This window comes from Kribbella deserti (assembly GCF_042434725.1).
Taxonomy (GTDB): Bacteria; Actinomycetota; Actinomycetes; order Propionibacteriales; family Kribbellaceae; genus Kribbella; species Kribbella deserti.
The window spans coordinates 112,622-132,517 of the sequence record NZ_JBHLTC010000032.1 but is presented as its reverse complement, the minus strand read 5'-3'; the positions used below and the strand labels follow the sequence as shown (position 1 = coordinate 132,517).

Sequence of the window (19,896 nt, the reverse complement as noted above, 5' to 3'; positions counted from 1 at the left end):
GCGCGCGGGTGCGCGTCGGCCTTCAGCGGCAAAACGCGTCCACTCGTCGCTTTGTGGTGGATGCGAGAGCCAAGTCATACCGTTGCAGGGCGAGTTGCGCGATACGGCGGTCCGCTCCGAGTGGCGCCGAGCAGCGAACCGCCCCAGCCGCACCAGCGATCCGCGCAGCGCGATCGGCGAAGAAGCCGGGCGCCAGCAAGTACGTCGCCACCGCCACCCTTCCCGGCGTACGGGCGATAACCGGCCCGAGCCGCTCCCCCGCGCCCGAGATGTACCCGACCTCCACCGACCGCCCGAGCCGTTCACCCAGCAGCGCGGCCGTCGCCGAACAGTCGAGCAGCGCGGCCCGATCGGATGACCCCGCGGCCGCGAGTACCACCGAGTCGATCCCGCTCAGGTCTCCCAGCCGATCCACCAGTACGTCGGCCAGCACCGGGGACGGCCCGAGCGCAGGCGCGGCGACCACCTGGCCAGGGCGGCGTACGACCTCGCGGCCGATGTCCACGCCGACGTGATACCCACTGCTGAGCAACAACGGAACCAGCACCGACTGGTTGCTATCGGCAACAACACGGGATACCAGCCCCGGAAGCGCCGGCTCCTGCACGTCGACAAACCCCAACGACATTGGGATTTCCGGCCGCGACACGGCCATCTCCCGAACGAGGTCCCGGACGGTACGAATCCCCCGCGGGTCCGCCGTACCGTGAGCGACTGCAACCAGATCGATCATGATGCGCCTCCTGCGACTGCTAGGCGGTAGCCGCGCCGGACGACCGTACGGACCAGTTCGGGCCGTCCGATCGCCGTGCGCAGCCGGTTGACCGTCACCTCGACGGCATGAACGTCTTCGGCCCCCGGCAGTACCGAGAGCAGGTCCGGCCGGGACACCACGTCGCCACCCGCGGCCACCAGGGCGGCGAGTACGGCGCGAGGGCCCGGGCCGAGGGGTAACACCGTGCCATCCAGTACGGCGGCGCCGCCGCGGATCACGAGCGGGCCGAGTTCGGTTTCGATCGAGCGGGCGTTGTCGTCGATCAGTTTGTCCGTGACGATCCGGATCAGCGCGCCGAGCCGGAACCGGTCGGGCACCACCGGGTCCAGGCCGATGGTGCGGAACGGCAGCGCGGTGATCGGCCCGACGCAGGCGTTCATCACCCGGCCGCCGCGCAAGGTGGCGACGAGTTCGTCGTACACCCCGGAGCGCGCGGCGGCGTCCAGCATCGCCTGCGCGCCCGGGGCCGACGTGTGCACCACGGCGTCCACCGCGCCCGCGCAGATCTGCCCGATCGCGCGGTCCACCGCGGCCTCGTCCGGCGCGGGACCCCAGCGGTACACCTCGAGCCCACGAACGGACGCGCCCGCGGATCGGAGCGCCTCGAGCGAACCCGGATCGGACATGCCGTGCAACTGGACGACGATCTTGCGTCCGCTGACGCCTTCGTTCTGCAGCCATTCGACCACCTCGGCGGTGGTCTCGGACTTGGCCGACCAGTGTTCGACCAGTCCGGCGGCCCGGATCGCGCCCCGGGCCTTCGGGCCGCGCGCCAGCAGCCGGGCCTGCTCGAGCGTGCTGAGCAGATCCGCGGCCAGTCCGGCGGTGTCGGCCGCCTCGATCCAACCGCGAAAGCCCACCGCCGTGGTGACCACGACGTCGTCCGGTGGGTTCGCGATCACCCGCCGGGTCGCCTCGACCAGGGCGGCGTCCTCCTCGATCGGAATGATCTGCAGGGTCGGGGCGTGCACCACCTTCGCGCCACGTCGTTCGAACGAGGCGATCAGGTCGTCGGCCCGCCGGTGGGCGGTGACGACCAGGGTGCAACCGCTGAGCGGTCCCGGTCTAGTTGTCGCCATACCCCACCACTACCTGGCCGTCGACGACGGACACCGGGTAACTCGCGACGCGGACCTCCGGATCGTCCAGGCACTGCCCGGTGCGCAGGTCGAACACCTGCTTGTACATCGGCGAGGCCACGGTCGGTACCTCGCCCCGGCTGCCGACGATGCCGCGGGACAGCACGTTGGCACCACTGAAGGGGTCCTGGTTGTCCAGTGCGAACACGGTGCCGTCGTGGGTGCGGAACAAGGCGATCTGCCGGTCGCCCACCAGGGCGGCGACACCCCGCTCGGGCAGCAGCACCTCGTAGGCACAGACGGCGGTGGTGACCGCCATCGTCGGAACACTCATGAGCGAACCTCCAGTCGTGGGCCGGCCAACAGCACCGGTCCGGTCAGTTCCTTCTCGGCCGGGGTCGCCGGCCGGGGTTGGTTGCGCTCCACCACGTACCGGAGATCGGCGTCCGGCTGGTCGGGAGCGTTGACGAACGAAACGAACCGGGCGAGCTTGTCCGGATCATTCAGCGTCGCGCGCCATTCGTCGGCGTAGGAATCCACGTGCGCGGACATCGCCGCGTCCAGGTCCGCCGCGATGCCAAGGCTGTCGTCCATCACCACCTCGCGAACATGGTCCAGGCCGCCCTCGATCGAGGTGATCCAGGTCGCAGTGCGCTGCAACCGGTCGCCGGTCCGTACGTAGTACATCAGGAACCGGTCGATTGCCTGCAGCAACTGCTCGTCGGTCAGGTCCGAGGCGAGCAGTTGCGCGTGCCGCGGCGTCATACCGCCGTTGCCGCCGACGTACAGGTTCCAGCCGTTCTCGGTGGCGATCACGCCGACGTCCTTGCCGCGGGCCTCCGCGCATTCGCGGGCACAGCCGGAGACGCCGAGCTTGAGCTTGTGCGGCGAGCGCAGACCGCGATAGCGCAGTTCGAGCGCGATCGCCATGCCCACGGAGTCCTGTACGCCGTACCTGCACCAGGTGGAACCGACACAGGACTTCACCGTGCGCAGCGCCTTGCCGTAGGCGTGGCCCGACTCGAATCCGGCGTCGACCAGCCGGGCCCAGATCGCCGGCAGTTGCTCGATCCGCGCGCCGAACAGGTCGATTCGCTGGCCACCGGTGATCTTGGTGTAGAGCCCGAAGTCGCGGGCCACCTCGCCGATCGTGATCAGGCCTTCCGGCGTGATCTCCCCGGCCGGAACCCGTGGAACCACCGAGTACGTGCCGTCCTTCTGCAGGTTGGCCATCACGAAGTCGTTCGTGTCCTGTAGGGTCGCGCGCTCGCCGTCGAGCACGTGGCCGCCCGGGTCCAGGCTGGACAGGATCGAGGCGATCACCGGCTTGCAGATATCGCAGCCGCGGCCCTTGCCATGGCGGGTCACGATCTCGCTGAAGGTGCGCAGCCCGGTCACCCGGACAACGTCGAACAGCTCCGCGCGGGACAGCTCGAAGTGCTCGCACAGGGCCTTGCTGACCTCGACACCGGCGGCGGCGAGTTCGCTGTTCAGCAGGTTCTTCACCAGCGGAAGGCAGGACCCACAGCTCGTACCGGCCTTGGTCTTGCCGCACAACGAGGTGATGTCGCTACAACCCTCGTCCCGGACGGCGCAACGAATGGTGCCGGCGGCAACGTTGTTGCAGGAGCACACCACCGCGTCGTCGGGCAGCTCCCCTTGCGCCGGCTGCGCCCCTTCCGGCAGCAGGTACGACGCGGGGTCCACGCCGAGCGGGCGTCCGACCATCGGCCGGAGTGCCGCGTACGCCGAGGCGTCGCCAACGAGGATTCCGCCGAGCAACGTGCGGGCGTCGTCCGAGAGCACGAGCTTCTTGTAGACCCCGGCGACGGGATCGGCGTACACGATGTCGAGCGCGCCTTCCGTCGTACCGAAGGCATCACCGAAGCTGGCCACGTCCACGCCGAGCAGCTTCAGCTTGGTGGAGGAGTCGGCGCCCGGGAAGGTCGCCTCGCCACCGAGCAGGCGGTCGGCCACGATCTCGGCCATCGCGTACCCGGGTGCGACCAGACCCCAGACCCGGCCTTCGATACAGGCCACTTCACCGATGGCCCAGACGCCCGGAACCGACGTACGGCAGGAGGCGTCCACGACGACACCGCCGCGCTCGCCGATCTCGAGACCCGCGTTCCGGGCCAGCTCGTCGCGGGGACGGACACCTGTCGCGAAGACGGCCACGTCAGCGGGTACGTCGGCGCCGTCGGCGATCGACATCGCCTTGGCCGCGCCCATCGTGTTCGTACGGACCTTGGTGGTCTGGCTGGCGGTCATGATGTTCACGTCGAGGCCGCGGATCAGCCGGGCGAGCGCACTGCCGCCGCCCTCGTCCACCTGCAAGGGCATCAAGCGTGGCGCGAACTCGACCACGGTCGTGGTGGCACCGAGGGCCCGAAGCGCGCCCGCGGCCTCCAGACCGAGCAGACCACCGCCGACGACCACGCCGCTGACATCGCCTTCGCGCTCGCTCTTGAGGCGTTCGACATACGTGCGCAGGGCGGCGACGTCGTCGATCGTGCGATAGACGAAGCAGCCCTGGACGTCGCTGTTCTTGACCGGCGGTACGAATGCGCTCGAACCGGTCGCGAGCACCAGCTCGTCATAGCCGACCACCTCGCCGCGGGTGGTCGCGACGGTTTTGGCAGCCGGGTCGATCGAGGTGACGCCAACGCCCTTGCGCAGGGTGACCGCCGGGTCGTCCCACAGCTCGGGCTCACCCAGCGCCAGGTCCTGCGGATCGCGGCCGGAGAAGTAGCTGGTCAGCGCGACCCGGTCGTACGGCAGCCGCGGCTCCTCGGCGAAAACGGTGATCCGCCAGGCGATGTTCTCGTCGCGGGACCGCAGTGCCTCGACCAGCCGGTGCGCGACCATGCCGCCACCGACCACCACCACGTGTTTGGCCTGCTTCAGTTCGGTCATCGTTGCCCTCCTGGCCGGAACGGGTTCGGTCTCGCCCTGCCGAAGCCGGTCGAGAAGGTTGCCGACAGCACCGACACAGCTGCCGCAACCGGTGGTCGCTCTGGTCTGCTTGGCGATGCCGGCGACACTGTCGGCTCCGCCTTCCCACGCCTGCCGAATGACACTGCGCGTGACGCCGTTGCAGCGGCACACCGTGCTGTCTTTGTTAGTACTGGGTTCTTCGGTCTTGAGCAGCGTGGCGCCGTCCACCTGGGTGTGCCGGTCCGCCAGCAACACGAGCTCGGCGGCCACCTCGGGCGCACCGACGCTGACCGCCGCACGGACGATGCCGTCGGTCAGTACGGCCCGGACGTACCGCTCGCCGTCGTCCAGCTGGACGACCTCGCCCTGCGCACTGGTACTGCCGATCGCGAGCACGTCCAGACCGCCCGCGGTGAGGCGAACGACCTCCGGACGGGCCTCGTACTCGCCCTGGGCCAGCAGGATGTTCGCGAGCGCGTCGGCCTGTTCCCAGGCCGGCTCGACCGTGCCGGTGCGAACGCCGTCGACCTCGGCGCAGTCCCCGATCGCGTGGATGGCGGGATCGCCGCTGGTCAGGTTCGCGCCGACCGCGATGCCACCGGTCGCGCCGATGGTGAGACCAGCCGCGCGGGCCAGTTCGGTACGCGGGTTGGTGCCGCAGGCAACGATCAGGAGTTCACCGTGCACCACCCGGCCGCGGCTCAGCTCGACCGCGCGAAAGCGGTTGTCACGCGCCACGATCCGGCCGGCCTCGGCGTTGAGCATCACCTCGACACCGAGACCACGAACCGCGCGGGTCACCCGGCGTCCCGCGGTCAGGCCGATCGTCTTCTCCAGCAAGGCCTCGCCGTCGTGAACCACCGTGACGGCGACACCCCGGTCGCGCAGCGCACAGGCCAGCTCGACGCCGAGAACGCCGCCGCCGAGTACCACCGCGCGCCGTACGCCCTCGGCGTCGGCCACGATCTCCCGCGCGTCGTCGGCGGACCTGAGTACGTGACACCCCTCGGGCAGCGCACCGAGCCCGGCCGGAATAGCCGGGGCCGCGCCGGTGGCGAAGACCAGGTGGTCGTAGTCCCAGCGCCGGCCGTTGCCGTCGACAACGAACTTCCGGGCGCGGTCGATCCGCACGACCCCGGGTCCACCCGGGCCGACGGCCGGTGCCGCGGCACGCCCCGCGACGTACTCGGTGAGCCTGGTCCGGTTGTACGGCGCTTCGTCGCCGAGCACCTGGACGTCGAACCGGCCGGGTGCCTCGGTGGCGAGCCGGTCCGCGAATCGCGTTCCGGCCATACCGGCGCCGATCACGATCACACGGGTCATGCCGACACCTCCCTGGTGTTCGCGACGGCCAGCACCTCGACCGCGCAGACCTTGAACTCGGGCATACGCGACACCGGGTCGAGGGCGTCGTTCGTCAGCTCGTTGACCGCGCCGGCACCGCCGTAGTGGAACGGCACGAACACGGTGTCCGGCCGTACGTCGGAACTGACCCGCGCCGCCAACCGCATCGAACCGCGGGCCGTACGGAGTTCGACCTCGCCGCCATCGGGTACGCCGAGGCGGGTCGCCACGCGCGGGTGCAGTTCGGCGAAGACCTCCGGCTCGGCCGAGGCCAGTTCCGCTACCCGGCGGGTCTGCGCGCCACTTTGGTAGTGCTGCAAGAGCCGGCCGGTAACGAGGTAGAGCGGCGCGTCGGCACGAAGGTCGTCCGCCACCGCCCGGTGGTCCACCAGCACAATGCGGGCTTTACCGTCCGGAGTAGCGAAGCGATCCGCGAACAACCTCGGCGTACCGGGGTGGTCGTCGGCCGGGCAAGGCCAGAACAGCGCCTCACCCGCGTCGAGCCGGTCCCAGCTGATTCCGGCGTAGTCGGCGATACCGCCCTTGCTGGCCTCTCGCAGCTCGTCGAACACCTCTGCCGGGTCCAAGCTGAAGCCGTCGCTCCGCGTGGGTAGACGCTCGGCCAGGCCTGCGAAGATCGCCAGGTCGCTACGGGCGTCACCGGGCGGCCGAAGGGCCTGGCGCCTACGGATGACTCGGCCTTCCAGACTCGTCATCGTGCCCTCTTCCTCGGCCCACTGGGTAACCGGGAAAACCACGTCGGCAAGCAAGGCGGTCTCGGACGGAACTACATCCGCCACTACGAGCAGATCCAGGCTCGCGAGCCTCTCGCGCACACTGGCGAGCCGAGGTGCCGACACGATCAGGTTGCTCCCATGGACCAGGAGCGCCTTCGGGCCCTCCGGAGTGCCTAGGGCGTCGATGAGCTCTACTGCGCTCTTACCTGGGCCGGGAAGGTCTGCCGGGTCTACGCCCCAGACGTTCGCGACGTATTCGCGCGCGGCCGGGTCGTCGATCTTGCGGTAGCCCGGAAGCTGGTCCGCCTTCTGGCCGTGCTCCCGGCCGCCTTGGCCGTTGCCCTGGCCGGTGATGCAGCCGTAGCCGCTGTTGGCCCGTCCAGGTAGGCCGAGGGCCAGTGCGAGGTTGATGCAGGCCGTGACGGTGTCAGTGCCCTTGCTGTGCTGCTCGGCACCTCGGCCCGTCATGATGACGCACCCCTCGCCGCCGTTGGCCGGAGCCGCTGCAGCGAGTAAGCGCGCCGCCTGCCGGATCTGCGCCGCCGGTACGCCGGTAACGCGCTCGGCCCTCTCCGGCCACCACCCGGCTGTTGAGCGGTGCAACCCGTCCGGGTCGTCCGTACGCTCCTGCAGGTAGTCCTGGTCCGCGAGGCCCTCCTGCAGCACTACGTGCGTCAGGGCCAGTACGAGCGCGAGGTCCGTCCCAGGCGTCGCCTGCAGGTGTACGTCGGCCAGGGCCGCGGTCGGCGTACGACGCGGGTCAACGACGACCACGCCGCCTTGTTCTTGCGCCTTGGCGAGATGCGCGACGGCCGGGGGCATCGTCTCGGCCAGGTTGCTGCCGACCAGCAGAACGGCCTGGGCGTCACCAACATCCGCGAGCGGGAACGGCAGCCCTCGGTCGATTCCGAACGCCCGATTGGTCGCCGCTGCCGCGGAGGACATGCAGAACCGGCCGTTGTAGTCGACGTTCGCCGTACGCAGCGCCACCCGGGCGAACTTGCCGAGCGCGTAGGCCTTCTCGTTGGTGAGCCCGCCACCACCGAAGACCGCGACCGAGTCGTTGCCGTGTTCCGCCTGAAGCGCGTTGATACGCTCCGCGACGTAGTCCAGTGCCTCGGTCCAGCTCGCGGGCGTCAGTACGCCGTCCTTGCGGATCAGCGGCGTGGTCAGGCGATCGGGCACATCCAGTACGGCCGCAGCGGTCCAGCCCTTCTGGCAAAGGCCACCACGGTTGGTCGGGAAGTCTCGCGGCTCGACGCTCACCGGCCCCGCACCCGGCTGGTTCGCCGGGTGCAGGGTGGTGGCGCACTGCAGCGCGCAGTACGGGCAATGCGTGGCAACCCCTGCGGTCATACGCGTTCCTGACTGAGCGGTCCGCCCCGGCGCAGGTAGCAGACGTAGGTGACGACGAGGCAGACGACGTAGAAGCCGCAGAAGGTGTAGAGGGCCGGTACCAGCGAGCCGAACTCCCCGGTGGAGATCGCGAAACCACGCGGGACCAGGAAGCCGCCGTACGCGCCGACCGCGGAGGCGATACCGATACAGGCCGCCGCCTCGCGCCGGGCCCGGGCGGGCTCAGGCTTGCCGTCCACGTCCTTGGTGGTCTGCCGGAAGACCGCGGGGATCATCCGGTACGTCGACCCGTTGCCCGCGCCGCTGGCGACGAACAGCACCAGGAAGCTGAGCAGGAACCAGGTGAAGTTGTCGGATCCCAGGGCGGCGACGGCCGACAGAATGCCGACGCCCATCACGACGAACGCGATCACCGTGACCAGCGCACCGCCGACGCGGTCGGCCAGCTTGCCGCCGAGCGGCCGCGAGACCGAACCGACCAGCGCGCCGAGGAACGCGATCTTGACCGCCGCGATCTCGGGGAAGGTCGTCTTGACCAGCAGCGGGAAGGCCGCCGAGAAGCCGATGAACGAGCCGAAGGTGCCGATGTAGAGGAACGAGATGATCCAGGTGTGCAGCCGCTTGGCCGCGGCGACCGAGGCGGTGAACGACGAGGTGGCGGCGGACAGGTTGTCCATCAGGCGCCAGGCGAGAATGGCCGCGAGCGCGATCAGCGGGATCCACATCAGGCCGGCCCGGCCGAGGGTGAGACCCGCGCCGGCGACGATCACCATCGGCACCAGCAGCTGGACCACCGCGACGCCCAGGTTGCCACCGGCCGCGTTGATGCCCAGCGCGAAGCCCTTGTCCTTCTCCGGGAAGAAGAACGAGATGTTCGTCATGCTGCTGGCGAAGTTGCCGCCACCGACACCGGCCGTGGCCGCGATCACCACCATCAGCCAGAACGGTGTTTCCGGGCGGCTGACGAAGAAGGCGAGACCGCTGGCGGGGATGAGCAGCAACAAGGCGGAGACCACGGTCCAGTTCCGGCCACCGAACTTCGGCACCGCGAACGTGTACGGCAGCCGCAGCGTCGCGCCGACCAGGCTGGGCACCGCGACGAGCCAGAACATCTGGTCCATCGAGTAGGTGAACCCGGCCGCGGGCAGCGACACCACGACGATGCTCCACAGCTGCCAGACGGAAAAGCCCAGGAACTCGGCGAAAATCGACGGCCAGAGGTTACGCCGGGCGACCTTGCGGCCCTTGTCGGCCCAGAACTTCGGGTCCTCGGGGTCCCAGGCATCGATCCAGCGGCCAGGCCTGGGCGCCTCCACGGTACCGACCGTGCCGTGCTGCTCACGCAGCGCGACACCTTCGGGCTGTGCCTCGAGCGTCATGGCTTCTCCGATCATCTCCACGCCGGGCGGGCGTCGTCCTTGATTAGCTCAGGAAGCTATGACCGGGGTGTTTCCGAGCAGTCATCTCGTTGTTACGTCGGCGAAACGGCTCCCGCACACCTGTCGTCAGGCCATGAGAGGAACCCGCTAATGTGCGGTGGACTGACTGCCTAGGAGGGGACGACGTGGAGCGGAAGTCGCGTTGGGGAGTTCGGGCCGGGCTGGCCGCCGTACTGGTCGCCTGGTTGCTCTTGGCCGGTATCGGCGGTCCCACCGTGGGGCGGCTGAGCGAGGTCCAGGAGAACGACAACGCCAACTTCCTGCCGAAACAGGCCGAGTCCACCAAGGTGAACACCGAATCGGCCAAGTTCGTCGACTCCGCCGCCTTGCCGTACTTCGTCGTGATCGAGCGACCTGAGGGCATCACCAAGCCCGACCAGGCCAAGGCGGCCGCCTTCCTCGCCTCCGTCCCGACGCTCAAGCTGTCGAACGGCACGCCGATCGGCGACTACCTCGCCGCCCCGGCCAAAACGGTGATCCCGAGCCAGGACGGCAAGGCGCTGATGCTCGTGGTCGAGCTGAACGGCGATCGGGCCGCCGATGTGGTGACCGAGGGCGAGACCGTGCTGTTCGCGGTGGCCGACACCATGCGTACGTCGATCAAGCAGGAGTTGCTGCCGACTGGGCTGAAGGTCTACGTGACCGGGCCCGGCGGTGTCTTCGCGGACTTCGTCGTGGCCTTCGGTGGTATCGACGGCATCTTGCTCGGCGTCGCGCTCGCGGTGGTGTTCATCATCTTGCTGATCGTTTACCGAAGCCCGATCCTGCCGATCGCCGTACTGCTCACGGCCGTCTTCGGTCTCGCCTTGGCCGCGCTGGTGGTCTACCCGCTGGCGCACAACGACCTGATCGAGTTGAACGGTCAAAGCCAGGGCATCTTGTTCATCCTGGTCGTCGGTGCCGCGACGGACTACGCGTTGTTGCTGGTGTCGCGGTACAAGGAAGAGCTGCACGACTACGAGGACAAGTACCAGGCGATGCGGATCGCCTGGCGGGCCTCGATCGAACCGATCGCCGCGAGCGCCGCCACGGTGATCATGGGTCTGCTCTGCCTGTTGCTGTCGCAGCTGGGCAGTACGAAGGGCCTCGGGCCGGTCGGCGCGCTAGGCATCGCCGGTGCTCTCGTGGCGTCGATGACCTTCCTCCCGGCCGTGCTACTCGCCTTCGGCCGGAGGATCTTCTGGCCGGTCATTCCGCGGGTGGACCACGTGCATGCCCGGGATGTTGTCGACAGCAAGCGTCTCTGGGGCCGCGTCTCCGGTCTGGTGGGTCGCAGCCCTCGCAAGGTCTGGGTGGTTTCTGCCCTGGCGCTGCTCGCCTGCGCCGCTTTCCTGCCGACGTTCAAGGCGGAGGGCATTCGGCAGGACGACTTGTTCTTGAATGAGGTCGAGTCCGTCACCGGTCAGGCCGTACTCGCGGCGCACTTCCCGGCCGGCTCCGGTACGCCCGTACAGATCATCGCCCCGGCCGATCGTGCCGCCGAGGTGGTCAAGGTGGCCACCGGCGTCGAGGGCATCGCCTCCGCCGCGCCGTCCACGTCGGGCGCACCGGGCGTACCGGGCGCGCCGCCGAAGGTCGTCGATGGCAAGGTTCTCGTCCAGGCGACGCTCGAACCCGCCTCGGACTCCCCTGCCGCGACGAAGGTTGTCGAGCATCTCCGGCAAGAACTGGACCGGATCTCGCCGGACGTGCTGGTCGGCGGCAGTACGGCGATCAACCTCGACGTACTGAAGGCCAGCGAACGGGATCTGCGGGTGATCATTCCGGCCATCCTCGCGGTCATCTTCGTGGTACTGATGCTGCTGCTCCGGTCGATCGCCGCCGCGGTGCTCCTGGTGGTCGCGAACGTACTGTCGTTCGGAGCCACCGTGGGTGTTTCGGCGCTGGTCTTCAACCACGTGTTCGACTTCCCGGGGGCGGATCCGTCGATTCCGTTGTACGCGTTCGTGTTCCTGGTTGCCCTGGGCATCGACTACTCGATCTTCTTGATGACCCGGGTGCGGGAGGAATCGCTGTCGCATGGCACGAGGCCGGGGATTTTGATCGGGCTCGCGGTGACGGGTGGCGTGATCACCTCGGCCGGGGTGGTACTGGCGGCAACGTTCTCCGCGCTGGCGGTACTGCCGATCCTGTTCCTGGTCCAGATCGCGTTCATGGTGGCCTTCGGCGTACTGCTCGACACCATGGTGGTCCGCTCCCTCCTGGTCCCAGCCCTCGCCCACGACATCGGCCCCCGCACCTGGTGGCCCAGCCCCCTCTCCCGCCGCCCATAACCCCCACTCCCCCCGGCGTGTCATCGGACCCTTATGCCCCGGCGTGTCGCCGTTCATCGGACTCTTCTGACCAAGTGGGCGTCCAACCCTGGCTTTCTCTTTGTCCACAGGGATTTCTCACCTCTCTCCGCCGCCGGAGAATCCGGATATTCTCACTGGCATGGAGAGTTTCGAGGGCACGATCGAGGCGGGCGCGGGTGGTGGCGCCTTCGTGGCGGTGCCGCCCGCGGTGATCGACGCGCTCGGCGGCGGCGGGCGGATCCCCGTGCGGGCAACGTTCGACGGCCTGCCGTACAGCGGGTCCATCGTCAGCATGGGCGGCGGGAAATGCCTCGGCCTGCTGAAGCAACTCCGCACCGAACTAGGTAAAGGCCCAGGTGACCAAGTCACAGTCACGGTCGAACGCGACGCCTCGGAGCGAACCATCGCGGTACCGGACGACCTGGCGACAGCGCTCGCGGACGCCGACGCGCGCGAGGCGTTCGACCGGTTGAGCTTCGGCCATCGCCGAGAACACGTCAACGCGATCGAGGAGGCCAAACGACCCGAGACCCGGGCCCGGCGCATCGCGAACGCCGTACGGATGGTGACATCTGCTGACCCTGGGTAGTGCTGTGACGCAAGTCTCCGTGTCGGCTCGCCGGTAAGCCCTTACTTGGTTAGCCTCGCGACGAGGGGGTCGAGGAAACGAGGAGCGATGGTAGACGCGACGCGGAACTCAACGGACTTCAACCTGCCGACCAAGAACCTGCCGGCTCCACAGATCCGCGACCTGCCAGATCCACCTTCGAAGGCCTGGCGGGTGGTCGGCCCCGGCATGGTCGGCGCCGGCGTCGGTCTGGCCTCGGGCGAGTTCATCCTCTGGCCGTACATCGCCTCGCAGGTCGGACTCGTCTTTCTCTGGGGCGCGGTCGTCGGCGTCGCGATCCAGTGGTTCCTCAACATGGAGATCGAGCGGTACACGCTCGCCACCGGTGAGACCGCCCTGACCGGCTTCAACCGGTACTGGAAACACTGGGGCTTGTTCTTCGCGATCATGACCTACTTCGCGAACCTCTGGCCCGGTTGGGCGACCAGCTCCGCGTCGATGCTGACGTACCTGTTCGGCGGCGGTAATCCGCGCTGGATCGCGATCGGCATCCTGGTGGTGATCGGCGCGATCCTCACCCTGGCCCCCGTTGTTTACGTCATGCTCGAGCGGTTGATCTTCGTGAAGATCGCGGCCGTGGCACTGCTGGTCATTCTCGCGCTGGTCTTCGCCATTCGCGGCAAGACCTACAGCGCGCTCGGCGACGCCGCCGTCAACCCGCAGTTCCCGGTGGACGAACTCGGCTTCGCCCTGATGATGGGCGCCATCGCGTATGCCGGAGCCGGTGGCGGGCAGAACCTCTGCCAGAGCAACTGGATCCGCGACAAGGGCTTCGGCATGGGCGTGCACGTGCCGCGACTGGTCTCGCCGGTCACCGGTGAGCCCGAGGCCGATCCGACCGCGAACGGCTACGTCTTCGGCAATGACGAGGCCAACCTGCGTCGCTGGCGCCAGTGGTGGAAGTTCGCGAACGTCGAGCAGGCGGCCACCTTCGTGGTCATCACCATCGTGACGATCGTCTTCACCTCGATGCTGTCCCACGCGACCCTGTTCGGGAATCCCGCCGTGGAGAACAAGATCAGCTTCCTCAAGATCGAGGGCACCACCCTGCAGACCCTGGTGGGCGGCTGGTTCGGTTACCTCTTCTGGGCGATCGGCGCGTTCTCGTTGTTCGCCGCGGCCACCGGCATCGTCGACTACACCTCGCGGCTGACGGCCGACATGGTCAAGGCCCGCTACCTGCGTACGTCGACCATCACCGAGTCCAAGCTGTACTTCGTGCTCGTCTGGGGCCTGGTCGCGTTCGGCATCATCGTGCTGCTCGCCGGTCTCGACCAGCCGCTGGTCCTGCTCGTCATCTCCGCCTGCACCGCCGGCACGATGATGTTCGTCTACTCCGGCCTGCTGTGGTGGATGAACTCCCACGCGCTGCCCAAGGCCATCCGCATCAACACCTTCCGCACGGCGGTCATGCTGTTCGCCTTCCTGGCCTTCGGCTTCCTCGCCGTCTTCACCATCATCGACCAACTCAAGAAGCTCTAACCAGACCGCCCCGCGGCCCCAGCCGTCCGACCTCCAAAGGGCTCCTCGCCGTCCGACCTCCGGGCGGCCCGAGCCGTCCGGCCTCCAGAGGGCTCCTCGCGGGCCCGTCCGACTCCCAGCGGGTTCCCGCGGCTCCGGCCGTGGGAACCCGCTGCGCTTTGGCGCCGGTCCGCCTACAGGAACCCGCTGCTCCAGCAGCCGCCTTGGCGCCCCGGCGCCCCGCCCCGGTCCGGTCCGGCCCGGTCCGGCCCGGTCCGGCCCGGCCGGGCCGGGCCGGGCTGTGGAAAACCCCGCGACGGTCGGACGCGAAATACGGTGGAGCCTGCCCTGCTCCCGCGAGTGGGCGCGTCATAACGCGACCACTCACGGATTGCTGTCCACGAATTGGCGCTGAGGTCTTGCGCAAGTTGGAAACTTACCTCCCACCCCTCTCGCTCTGTACATGAGTGATAACGGCAGGTAGCGTCCGCGCCGGTAAACGCCGATAAGTGAGGGGACAGCGGTGACAAATCAAGACATCTCCACTGGTCAGAACGGCGCGGGGAGGATCACTCGACGGTTCGTGCTGAGCGCGGTGGCGCTGACGGTCGTTACGGGTTCCGTCGGACTGGCCCAGCCGGCCACGGCCACACCAGTAATTGAGGCCTCGACGGCCGCCTACAGCTATCCAGTGCTCCCAGGCACCGCCGCCTGGAAGCGCCTGACCACCCACGACGAGATGCTGCGCGTGACGCAGGTACCGGCCGCCGCCCTGGCCGGGATGTCGACTGCCGCCCTGGTCGACACCGTGCTGCGCTACCCGCTGTACGACGACATGCTGGCGTTCAACAATCCCCAGCAGGGCTTCGATAAGATGTCGTCCCGGTTCAGCGGCTTCGCAGCCCTGGCCTCCCGCCCGGACGCCGGCGCCGAACTACTCAAGCGCTACGAGTCGATGAGCCCGGCCATTGCGCCGAAGGCCACTCTGCTGCAGCAAGGCCAGGTCGACGCGTCGTTCCGCCGGATCGAAACACTGCTGGCTCAGGACGCCGTACGACGCACGCTGAACGCCAACCAGGTCACGCAACTGGTCGCCGAAAGCCGCGAGAAGCTCCAGGCGAAGGCGGCCCGCGCTGACGTCTACGGCCTCGTCGGCCAGGCAAGCACCAGCCTCGTCATCGGCAGGGCCCTTGCCAGCAAGGAATCGACGGCCTCGCGGACGCTCCAGGCCGACCCGGCCACTCGGTCATTCCTGGCCACCGGCGAAGCTCGTTCCGCTCAACCCTTGCAGCGAATCGCCGGCGCCTCGGACACGGTCTTCGGCCCGACGGACAACAACACCACGGTCTACACGCCGCGCGGCACCGCGGTCGCCGCGATCAACATGACGACCGAACTGTCGTCGGCGCAGATCACCTCGAACAACAACTGGGTCGCCAACAACTACCCGAACGCCACCCGGCTGCGTAGCTCAACCCGCAAGTACAACTGCCACTCGTACGCCTGGCACAACACCGCCAGCACGAACACCAAGTGGATCAACTCCCCCGGTGACGACAAGTACTGGAACGATGGCAGCTACCGCCCCGACTCCAACGTCGGCGCAGCCAACCGGCGGGTCTCGTACCGCAATGACGACCACTCCGCCATCACGGTGAACGCGATCGTCTTCAAGTCCAAGTGGGGCCAGCTCGGCCTGATGCAGCACAACTACAACTACACCCCGTACAACTCCTCCGCCCTCTACTACTACTCCCTCGCCTAATAGCGACGCCGTGCGCGCCGCGCCGCACCGGCCCTCTGGCCGTTGCGGCGCGGCGCGACCAGCCGTCACCAGGCCGAGCGGGCGGCACCCACCTAGTTGTCGTACGGCTGGGGAGCGCCGGTGGCGGTTAGGTGGAGCGAGTAGACGGAAGTGGTGGCGGTGAGGAAGAGGCGGTTGCGTTTGGCGCCGCCAAAGGTGAGGTTGGAGACGGTTTCGGGCACAAGGAGCTTGCCGAGCAGGGTGCCGTCGGGGTGGTACACGTGTACGCCGTCGGCGGCCGCGCCCCAGACCCGGCCCTGGCTATCCAGACGGATGCCGTCGAACGCGCCGTTGCCGCATTCGGCGAACAACTCCCCACTGGTAAGCCCGCCGTCCTTCACGTCGAACCGGCGGATATGCGCGCGGGCGGTGTCCGTGATGTACAGCTGCGTGCCATCCAGTGAGAACGCCAACCCGTTCGGCCGGTCGAAGTCGTCCGCGACCCGAGTGACGTCCCCCGACGCCGGGTCGAGCCGGTAGACGTGGCAGCCGTCCGTCTCGATCTCGCCCTTGAACCCCTCGTAGTCCGAGTCGATCCCGTACGCCGGATCGGTGAACCAGATCGACCCATCCGGATGAACCACCACGTCGTTCGGGCTGTTCAGGCGCTTGCCCTCCCAGCTGTCGGCGAGGACCTGGATCGAGCCGTTGTGGTTCGTCCGGGTGACGCGGCGGTTCCCGTGCTCGCAGCTGATCAGACGGCCCTGCTCGTCGAGGGTGTGACCGTTCGTATTACCCGCGGGCTGGCGGAAGACCGACACGTCGTACGTCGTCTCGTCCCAGCGCAGGATCCGGTCACTCGGGATGTCGCTGAACAGCAGATACCGGCCGGCCTGCGAGTACACCGGGCCTTCGAGCCAGCGCCCGCCATTCCAGAGCCGCTCGAGGTGGTTGTCGCCCCGAATCCCCTCGAACCGCGCCTCCAACTTCTCGAAGACGGCAGGAACAGTGCCGGCCTGCGGCCCGGGAATCGCCATGAACGCTCCTCAACAGGTGAACGACAGCATCACCTGAACCCTAATCGCCCGCGGTCCGGCCCAGCAGCGCCATCAGCGGGACACCAACCGCGAGGTGCATCACCAGCAGAGCCACCTGGGCGGAGCCATCGATCTCGCCGGAGTTGAACGGCATCACCAACGACAGCGCGAGTACGGCGATCGCCACGCCGAGCCAGATCCGCCAGGCGCGGGGCCGGGCGATGAACCGTTCGAGCAGCGCGAGCAATGCCCAGCCGAGCAAGGCGGAGACCGTCGCCATGAGCAAGACCATGCCCGCGCCGATCGTGGTGGTCACGCCCTCGCGAACCACCGTGAGGTTGACGCCCAGCAACGGATCGGCGATGACCCACACGACCAGCGCGGCGACGGCTGAGATCACGACAGCGGTGGCACGGGCTAGGCGGCGGGCCGGAGCGGCGCGGCCGGGCGTACCGACGGTGGCGGCAGCTGAAGACATGAGGGGCTCACTTTCTGGAGTTCCTAGATGGTGGAGAAGCTCCATCATTTTCCAGAAGCTGGAGGAAGTCAACTATTGAGGTGCTTCAGCTAGGCTGCTGGCGTGGCAGAGAATCGGAATCAGGTCGCGCAGTTGGCGCAGCAGGTGCTGGACGTCTCGAACTGGCTTGATCGCCATCACAACGTCCGATTCGCCAGTGAGCTCGGCCTCACTCCCGCCTCGGCTCGGGCGCTCCTGCAACTCGACCCCGACCAGCCGGTCCCGACCAGAGCGCTCGCCTCGATGCTGGGCTGCGACCCGTCCAACGTGACGTCCTTCGTCGACCGGCTGGAAACCGCAGGCCTGATCGAGCGGCACGTGGACGAACACGATCGCCGGATCAAAACCCTGGTCGTCACTCCGGCCGGCCGCCAAATGCTGGCCCAGGTGGACGACATCCGCGGCACCGACTCCCCACCGCTGCAAGCGCTGACCGCCGCCGAACGGGAAACCCTGCAAAAGCTCCTCGGCAAAGCCTGGACCGCCGCCAAGTCCTTCGAAGCCGACATCTGCGCCCAACGAACCACCGAGTCCCGCTGAGGATCTGACGGCTGGACGGGCCTGACGTACTCCTTGGCTGCATCGAGCTGGGATTCGGCTGTGATGTCTGCCATCTGGCGGTTTCACAGTGTGGACCTAGACTCAGGGACTGCTGAAGGGAGCAGATGTGTCTATCACCAAGGTTCTGGTCGCCAATCGCGGCGAGATCGCTGTCCGCATCATCCGGGCTGCCGCTGACGCGGGGCTGAGCAGTGTCGCGGTATACGCCGAGCAGGACCGGGACGCGTTGTTCGTGCGGCTCGCCGACGAGGCGTACTCGCTGGATGGCGCGACGCCGGCCGACTCGTACCTGAACATCGGGAAGATCCTCGATGTGGCGGCGCGGTCCGGCGCGGACGCGGTTCACCCCGGCTACGGGTTCCTGGCCGAGAACGCGGACTTCGCGCAGGCCGTGATCAACGCCGGGCTGATCTGGATCGGCCCGCCGCCCGCGGCGATCGACTCCCTCGGCGACAAGGTCAAGGCGCGCCACATCGCGGAGAAGGTCGGTGCTCCCCAGGTCCCCGGTACGCCGAACCCGGTCGCGGACGCGTCCGAGGTGGTCGCGTTCGCCGAGCAGTACGGCCTGCCGATCGCGATCAAGGCGGCCTACGGCGGTGGTGGTCGCGGGATGAAGGTCGCGCGCACGATGGAAGAGGTGCCGGAGCTGTTCGAGTCCGCCACCCGCGAGGCGATCAGCGCCTTCGGCCGTGGCGAGTGCTTCGTCGAGCGGTACCTGGACAAGCCGCGGCACGTCGAAACCCAGTGCCTGGCCGACTCGCACGGCAACGTCGTGGTGGTCTCCACCCGCGACTGCTCGTTGCAGCGCCGGTACCAGAAGCTGGTCGAGGAGGCGCCCGCGCCGTTCCTGACCGAGAGCCAGATCGAGACGCTCTATAAGTCGTCGAAGGCCATCCTCAAGGAGGCCGGTTACGTCGGCGCCGGGACCTGCGAGTTCCTGATCGGGCAGGACAACCTGATCTCGTTCCTCGAGGTGAACACCCGTCTGCAGGTCGAGCACCCGGTCAGCGAAGAGGTCACCGGCCTCGACCTGGTCCGCGAGATGTTCCGGATCGCGGATGGCGAGGAACTCGGGTACGACGACCCGCAGGTCAGCGGCCACTCCATCGAGTTCCGGATCAACGCGGAAGACCCGGGCCGCGGTTTCCTGCCCGCGCCGGGCACGCTGACCCGTTGGCACGCGCCGTCGGGTCCGGGCGTCCGGCTGGATGGCGGGTACGACCAGGGTGAGACCGTGCCGGGTTCGTTCGACTCGCTGGTGGCGAAGCTGATCGTCACCGGGCGGGACCGGACCCAGGCGCTGGAGCGGTCGCGCCGCGCGCTGAAGGAATTCGTCGTCGAGGGCATGCCGACGGTCATCCCGTTCCACGCGACCGTGGTGAGCGACCCGGCCTTTGTCGGGGACGAGGCCAACGGCTTCACCGTGCACACCCGGTGGATCGAGACCGAGTTCGACAACCAGCTCGCGCCGTACGACGGTGGGGCCGAGGCGGCTGAGGCCGGAGAGCGCGAGAAGGTCACCGTCGAAGTGGGTGGCAAGCGGCTGGAGGTCGTTCTGCCGGCTGGGCTTGGCGCCGCGGCGGCTGGATCCGGCGCTGGGGCGAAGAAGAAGCCCGCGCGTCGCGCCGCCGGTGGCGGTAAGGGCGCTGCCGCATCGGGTGATTCGCTCACGTCGCCGATGCAGGGCACCATCGTGAAGATCGCCATCGAGGAAGGCTCGACCGTCGCGGCGGGCGACCTGATCGTCGTACTCGAGGCGATGAAGATGGAGCAGCCGTTGAACGCGCACAAGGCCGGCACCGTCACCGGGCTGACCGCCGAGGTCGGCGCCACCGTGTCCGCCGGCGCCGTCATCTGTGAACTCAAGGACTGACCCACGCCCCGAGTGGACTGACTGATCCCACGAGTGGACCGACTCTCCCCACGGGTGGTCCCGTCCGGCCTGCCACCACGGCGACCAGACGCGACCACTCGTGCGTGAGCACCC

At 68.3% G+C, this 19,896-nt stretch carries 14 protein-coding genes; 6 read left to right on the top strand and 8 right to left on the bottom strand.

What is annotated here, in order from left to right; all coding sequences use genetic code 11:
• Positions 1–22 precede the first annotated feature (22 nt).
• The 6 genes from ACFFGN_RS25155 to ACFFGN_RS25130 are packed head-to-tail and all read right to left on the bottom strand — an operon-like array spanning position 23 to position 9,607.
• Positions 23–733 carry a sirohydrochlorin chelatase gene (locus ACFFGN_RS25155; RefSeq protein ID WP_380052034.1) on the bottom strand — a complete coding sequence of 237 codons (711 nt, stop codon included), beginning with the start codon at positions 731–733 and terminating at the stop codon, positions 23–25.
• Positions 730–1,854 (bottom strand): uroporphyrinogen-III synthase, encoded by a 1,125-nt coding sequence (locus tag ACFFGN_RS25150; protein ID WP_380052027.1) that lies wholly within the window; start codon positions 1,852–1,854, stop codon positions 730–732. Before ACFFGN_RS25150 ends, ACFFGN_RS25155 begins: the two co-directional genes overlap by 4 nt.
• Positions 1,841–2,188 carry a nitrite reductase small subunit NirD gene (nirD, locus tag ACFFGN_RS25145; protein WP_380052024.1) on the bottom strand — a complete coding sequence of 116 codons (348 nt, stop codon included), beginning with the start codon at positions 2,186–2,188 and terminating at the stop codon, positions 1,841–1,843. Before nirD ends, ACFFGN_RS25150 begins: the two co-directional genes overlap by 14 nt.
• Positions 2,185–6,114 carry a nitrite reductase large subunit NirB gene (gene nirB, locus ACFFGN_RS25140; RefSeq protein WP_380052021.1) on the bottom strand — a complete coding sequence of 1,310 codons (3,930 nt, stop codon included), beginning with the start codon at positions 6,112–6,114 and terminating at the stop codon, positions 2,185–2,187. The genes nirD and nirB overlap by 4 nt, the downstream gene beginning before the upstream one ends.
• On the bottom strand, positions 6,111–8,228 hold the full coding sequence (locus tag ACFFGN_RS25135; RefSeq protein WP_380052018.1) for a molybdopterin oxidoreductase family protein: 2,118 nt from the start codon (positions 8,226–8,228) through the stop codon (positions 6,111–6,113). Before ACFFGN_RS25135 ends, nirB begins: the two co-directional genes overlap by 4 nt.
• On the bottom strand, positions 8,225–9,607 hold the full coding sequence (locus ACFFGN_RS25130; RefSeq protein ID WP_380052015.1) for an MFS transporter: 1,383 nt from the start codon (positions 9,605–9,607) through the stop codon (positions 8,225–8,227). The genes ACFFGN_RS25135 and ACFFGN_RS25130 overlap by 4 nt, the downstream gene beginning before the upstream one ends.
• Before the next feature lie 185 nt (positions 9,608–9,792).
• On the opposite strand from ACFFGN_RS25130, the gene ACFFGN_RS25125 reads away from it, so the two are divergent.
• From ACFFGN_RS25125 to ACFFGN_RS25110, 4 genes are all read left to right on the top strand, one after another.
• A complete protein-coding gene (locus tag ACFFGN_RS25125; protein WP_380052012.1) occupies positions 9,793–11,940 on the top strand; it encodes an MMPL family transporter in 2,148 nt (715 codons plus the stop codon).
• A gap of 160 nt (positions 11,941–12,100) precedes the next feature.
• Complete coding sequence (locus ACFFGN_RS25120; protein WP_380052009.1) at positions 12,101–12,550, top strand: YdeI/OmpD-associated family protein; 450 nt, start codon at positions 12,101–12,103, stop codon at positions 12,548–12,550.
• Between the two features lie 87 nt (positions 12,551–12,637).
• Complete coding sequence (locus ACFFGN_RS25115) at positions 12,638–14,071, top strand: Nramp family divalent metal transporter (RefSeq protein WP_380052006.1); 1,434 nt, start codon at positions 12,638–12,640, stop codon at positions 14,069–14,071.
• A 502-nt stretch (positions 14,072–14,573) separates the two neighbouring features.
• The gene (locus ACFFGN_RS25110) at positions 14,574–15,815 is read left to right on the top strand and encodes a hypothetical protein (RefSeq protein ID WP_380052003.1); all 1,242 of its coding nucleotides are present in this window, start codon (positions 14,574–14,576) and stop codon (positions 15,813–15,815) included.
• 92 nt (positions 15,816–15,907) lie between these two features.
• Here the strand turns inward: ACFFGN_RS25110 and ACFFGN_RS25105 are convergent, their stop codons facing one another.
• Together ACFFGN_RS25105 and ACFFGN_RS25100 are read right to left on the bottom strand one after the other, a co-directional pair.
• Positions 15,908–16,831, bottom strand: a complete 924-nt coding sequence (locus ACFFGN_RS25105) for an SMP-30/gluconolactonase/LRE family protein (RefSeq protein WP_380052000.1) — start codon at positions 16,829–16,831, stop codon at positions 15,908–15,910.
• Positions 16,832–16,871: 40 nt separating this feature from the next.
• Entirely contained in the window at positions 16,872–17,309 is a 438-nt protein-coding gene (locus tag ACFFGN_RS25100; RefSeq protein WP_380051997.1) for a DUF6069 family protein, read from the bottom strand.
• 102 nt (positions 17,310–17,411) lie between these two features.
• Here ACFFGN_RS25100 and ACFFGN_RS25095 point away from each other — a divergent pair, with 102 nt between their 5' ends.
• Positions 17,412–17,888, top strand: a complete 477-nt coding sequence (locus tag ACFFGN_RS25095) for a MarR family winged helix-turn-helix transcriptional regulator (RefSeq protein WP_380051994.1) — start codon at positions 17,412–17,414, stop codon at positions 17,886–17,888.
• A gap of 127 nt (positions 17,889–18,015) precedes the next feature.
• Positions 18,016–19,782 (top strand): acetyl/propionyl/methylcrotonyl-CoA carboxylase subunit alpha, encoded by a 1,767-nt coding sequence (locus tag ACFFGN_RS25090; RefSeq protein WP_380051991.1) that lies wholly within the window; start codon positions 18,016–18,018, stop codon positions 19,780–19,782.
• Positions 19,783–19,896: the final 114 nt, after the last annotated feature.

Bases quoted from the DNA above. Each gene is read 5' to 3' on its own strand.
- ACFFGN_RS25155 (WP_380052034.1), bottom strand. From the start codon at position 733: ATGATCGATCTGGTTGCAGTCGCTCACGGTACGGCGGACCCGCGGGGG.
- ACFFGN_RS25135 (WP_380052018.1), bottom strand. From the start codon at position 8,228: ATGACCGCAGGGGTTGCCACGCATTGCCCGTACTGCGCGCTGCAGTGC.
- ACFFGN_RS25100 (WP_380051997.1), bottom strand. From the start codon at position 17,309: ATGTCTTCAGCTGCCGCCACCGTCGGTACGCCCGGCCGCGCCGCTCCG.
- ACFFGN_RS25130 (WP_380052015.1), bottom strand. From the start codon at position 9,607: ATGACGCTCGAGGCACAGCCCGAAGGTGTCGCGCTGCGTGAGCAGCAC.
- ACFFGN_RS25105 (WP_380052000.1), bottom strand. From the start codon at position 16,831: ATGGCGATTCCCGGGCCGCAGGCCGGCACTGTTCCTGCCGTCTTCGAG.
- ACFFGN_RS25115 (WP_380052006.1), top strand. From the start codon at position 12,638: ATGGTAGACGCGACGCGGAACTCAACGGACTTCAACCTGCCGACCAAG.
- ACFFGN_RS25120 (WP_380052009.1), top strand. From the start codon at position 12,101: ATGGAGAGTTTCGAGGGCACGATCGAGGCGGGCGCGGGTGGTGGCGCC.
- nirD (WP_380052024.1), bottom strand. From the start codon at position 2,188: ATGAGTGTTCCGACGATGGCGGTCACCACCGCCGTCTGTGCCTACGAG.
- ACFFGN_RS25150 (WP_380052027.1), bottom strand. From the start codon at position 1,854: ATGGCGACAACTAGACCGGGACCGCTCAGCGGTTGCACCCTGGTCGTC.
- nirB (WP_380052021.1), bottom strand. From the start codon at position 6,114: ATGACCCGTGTGATCGTGATCGGCGCCGGTATGGCCGGAACGCGATTC.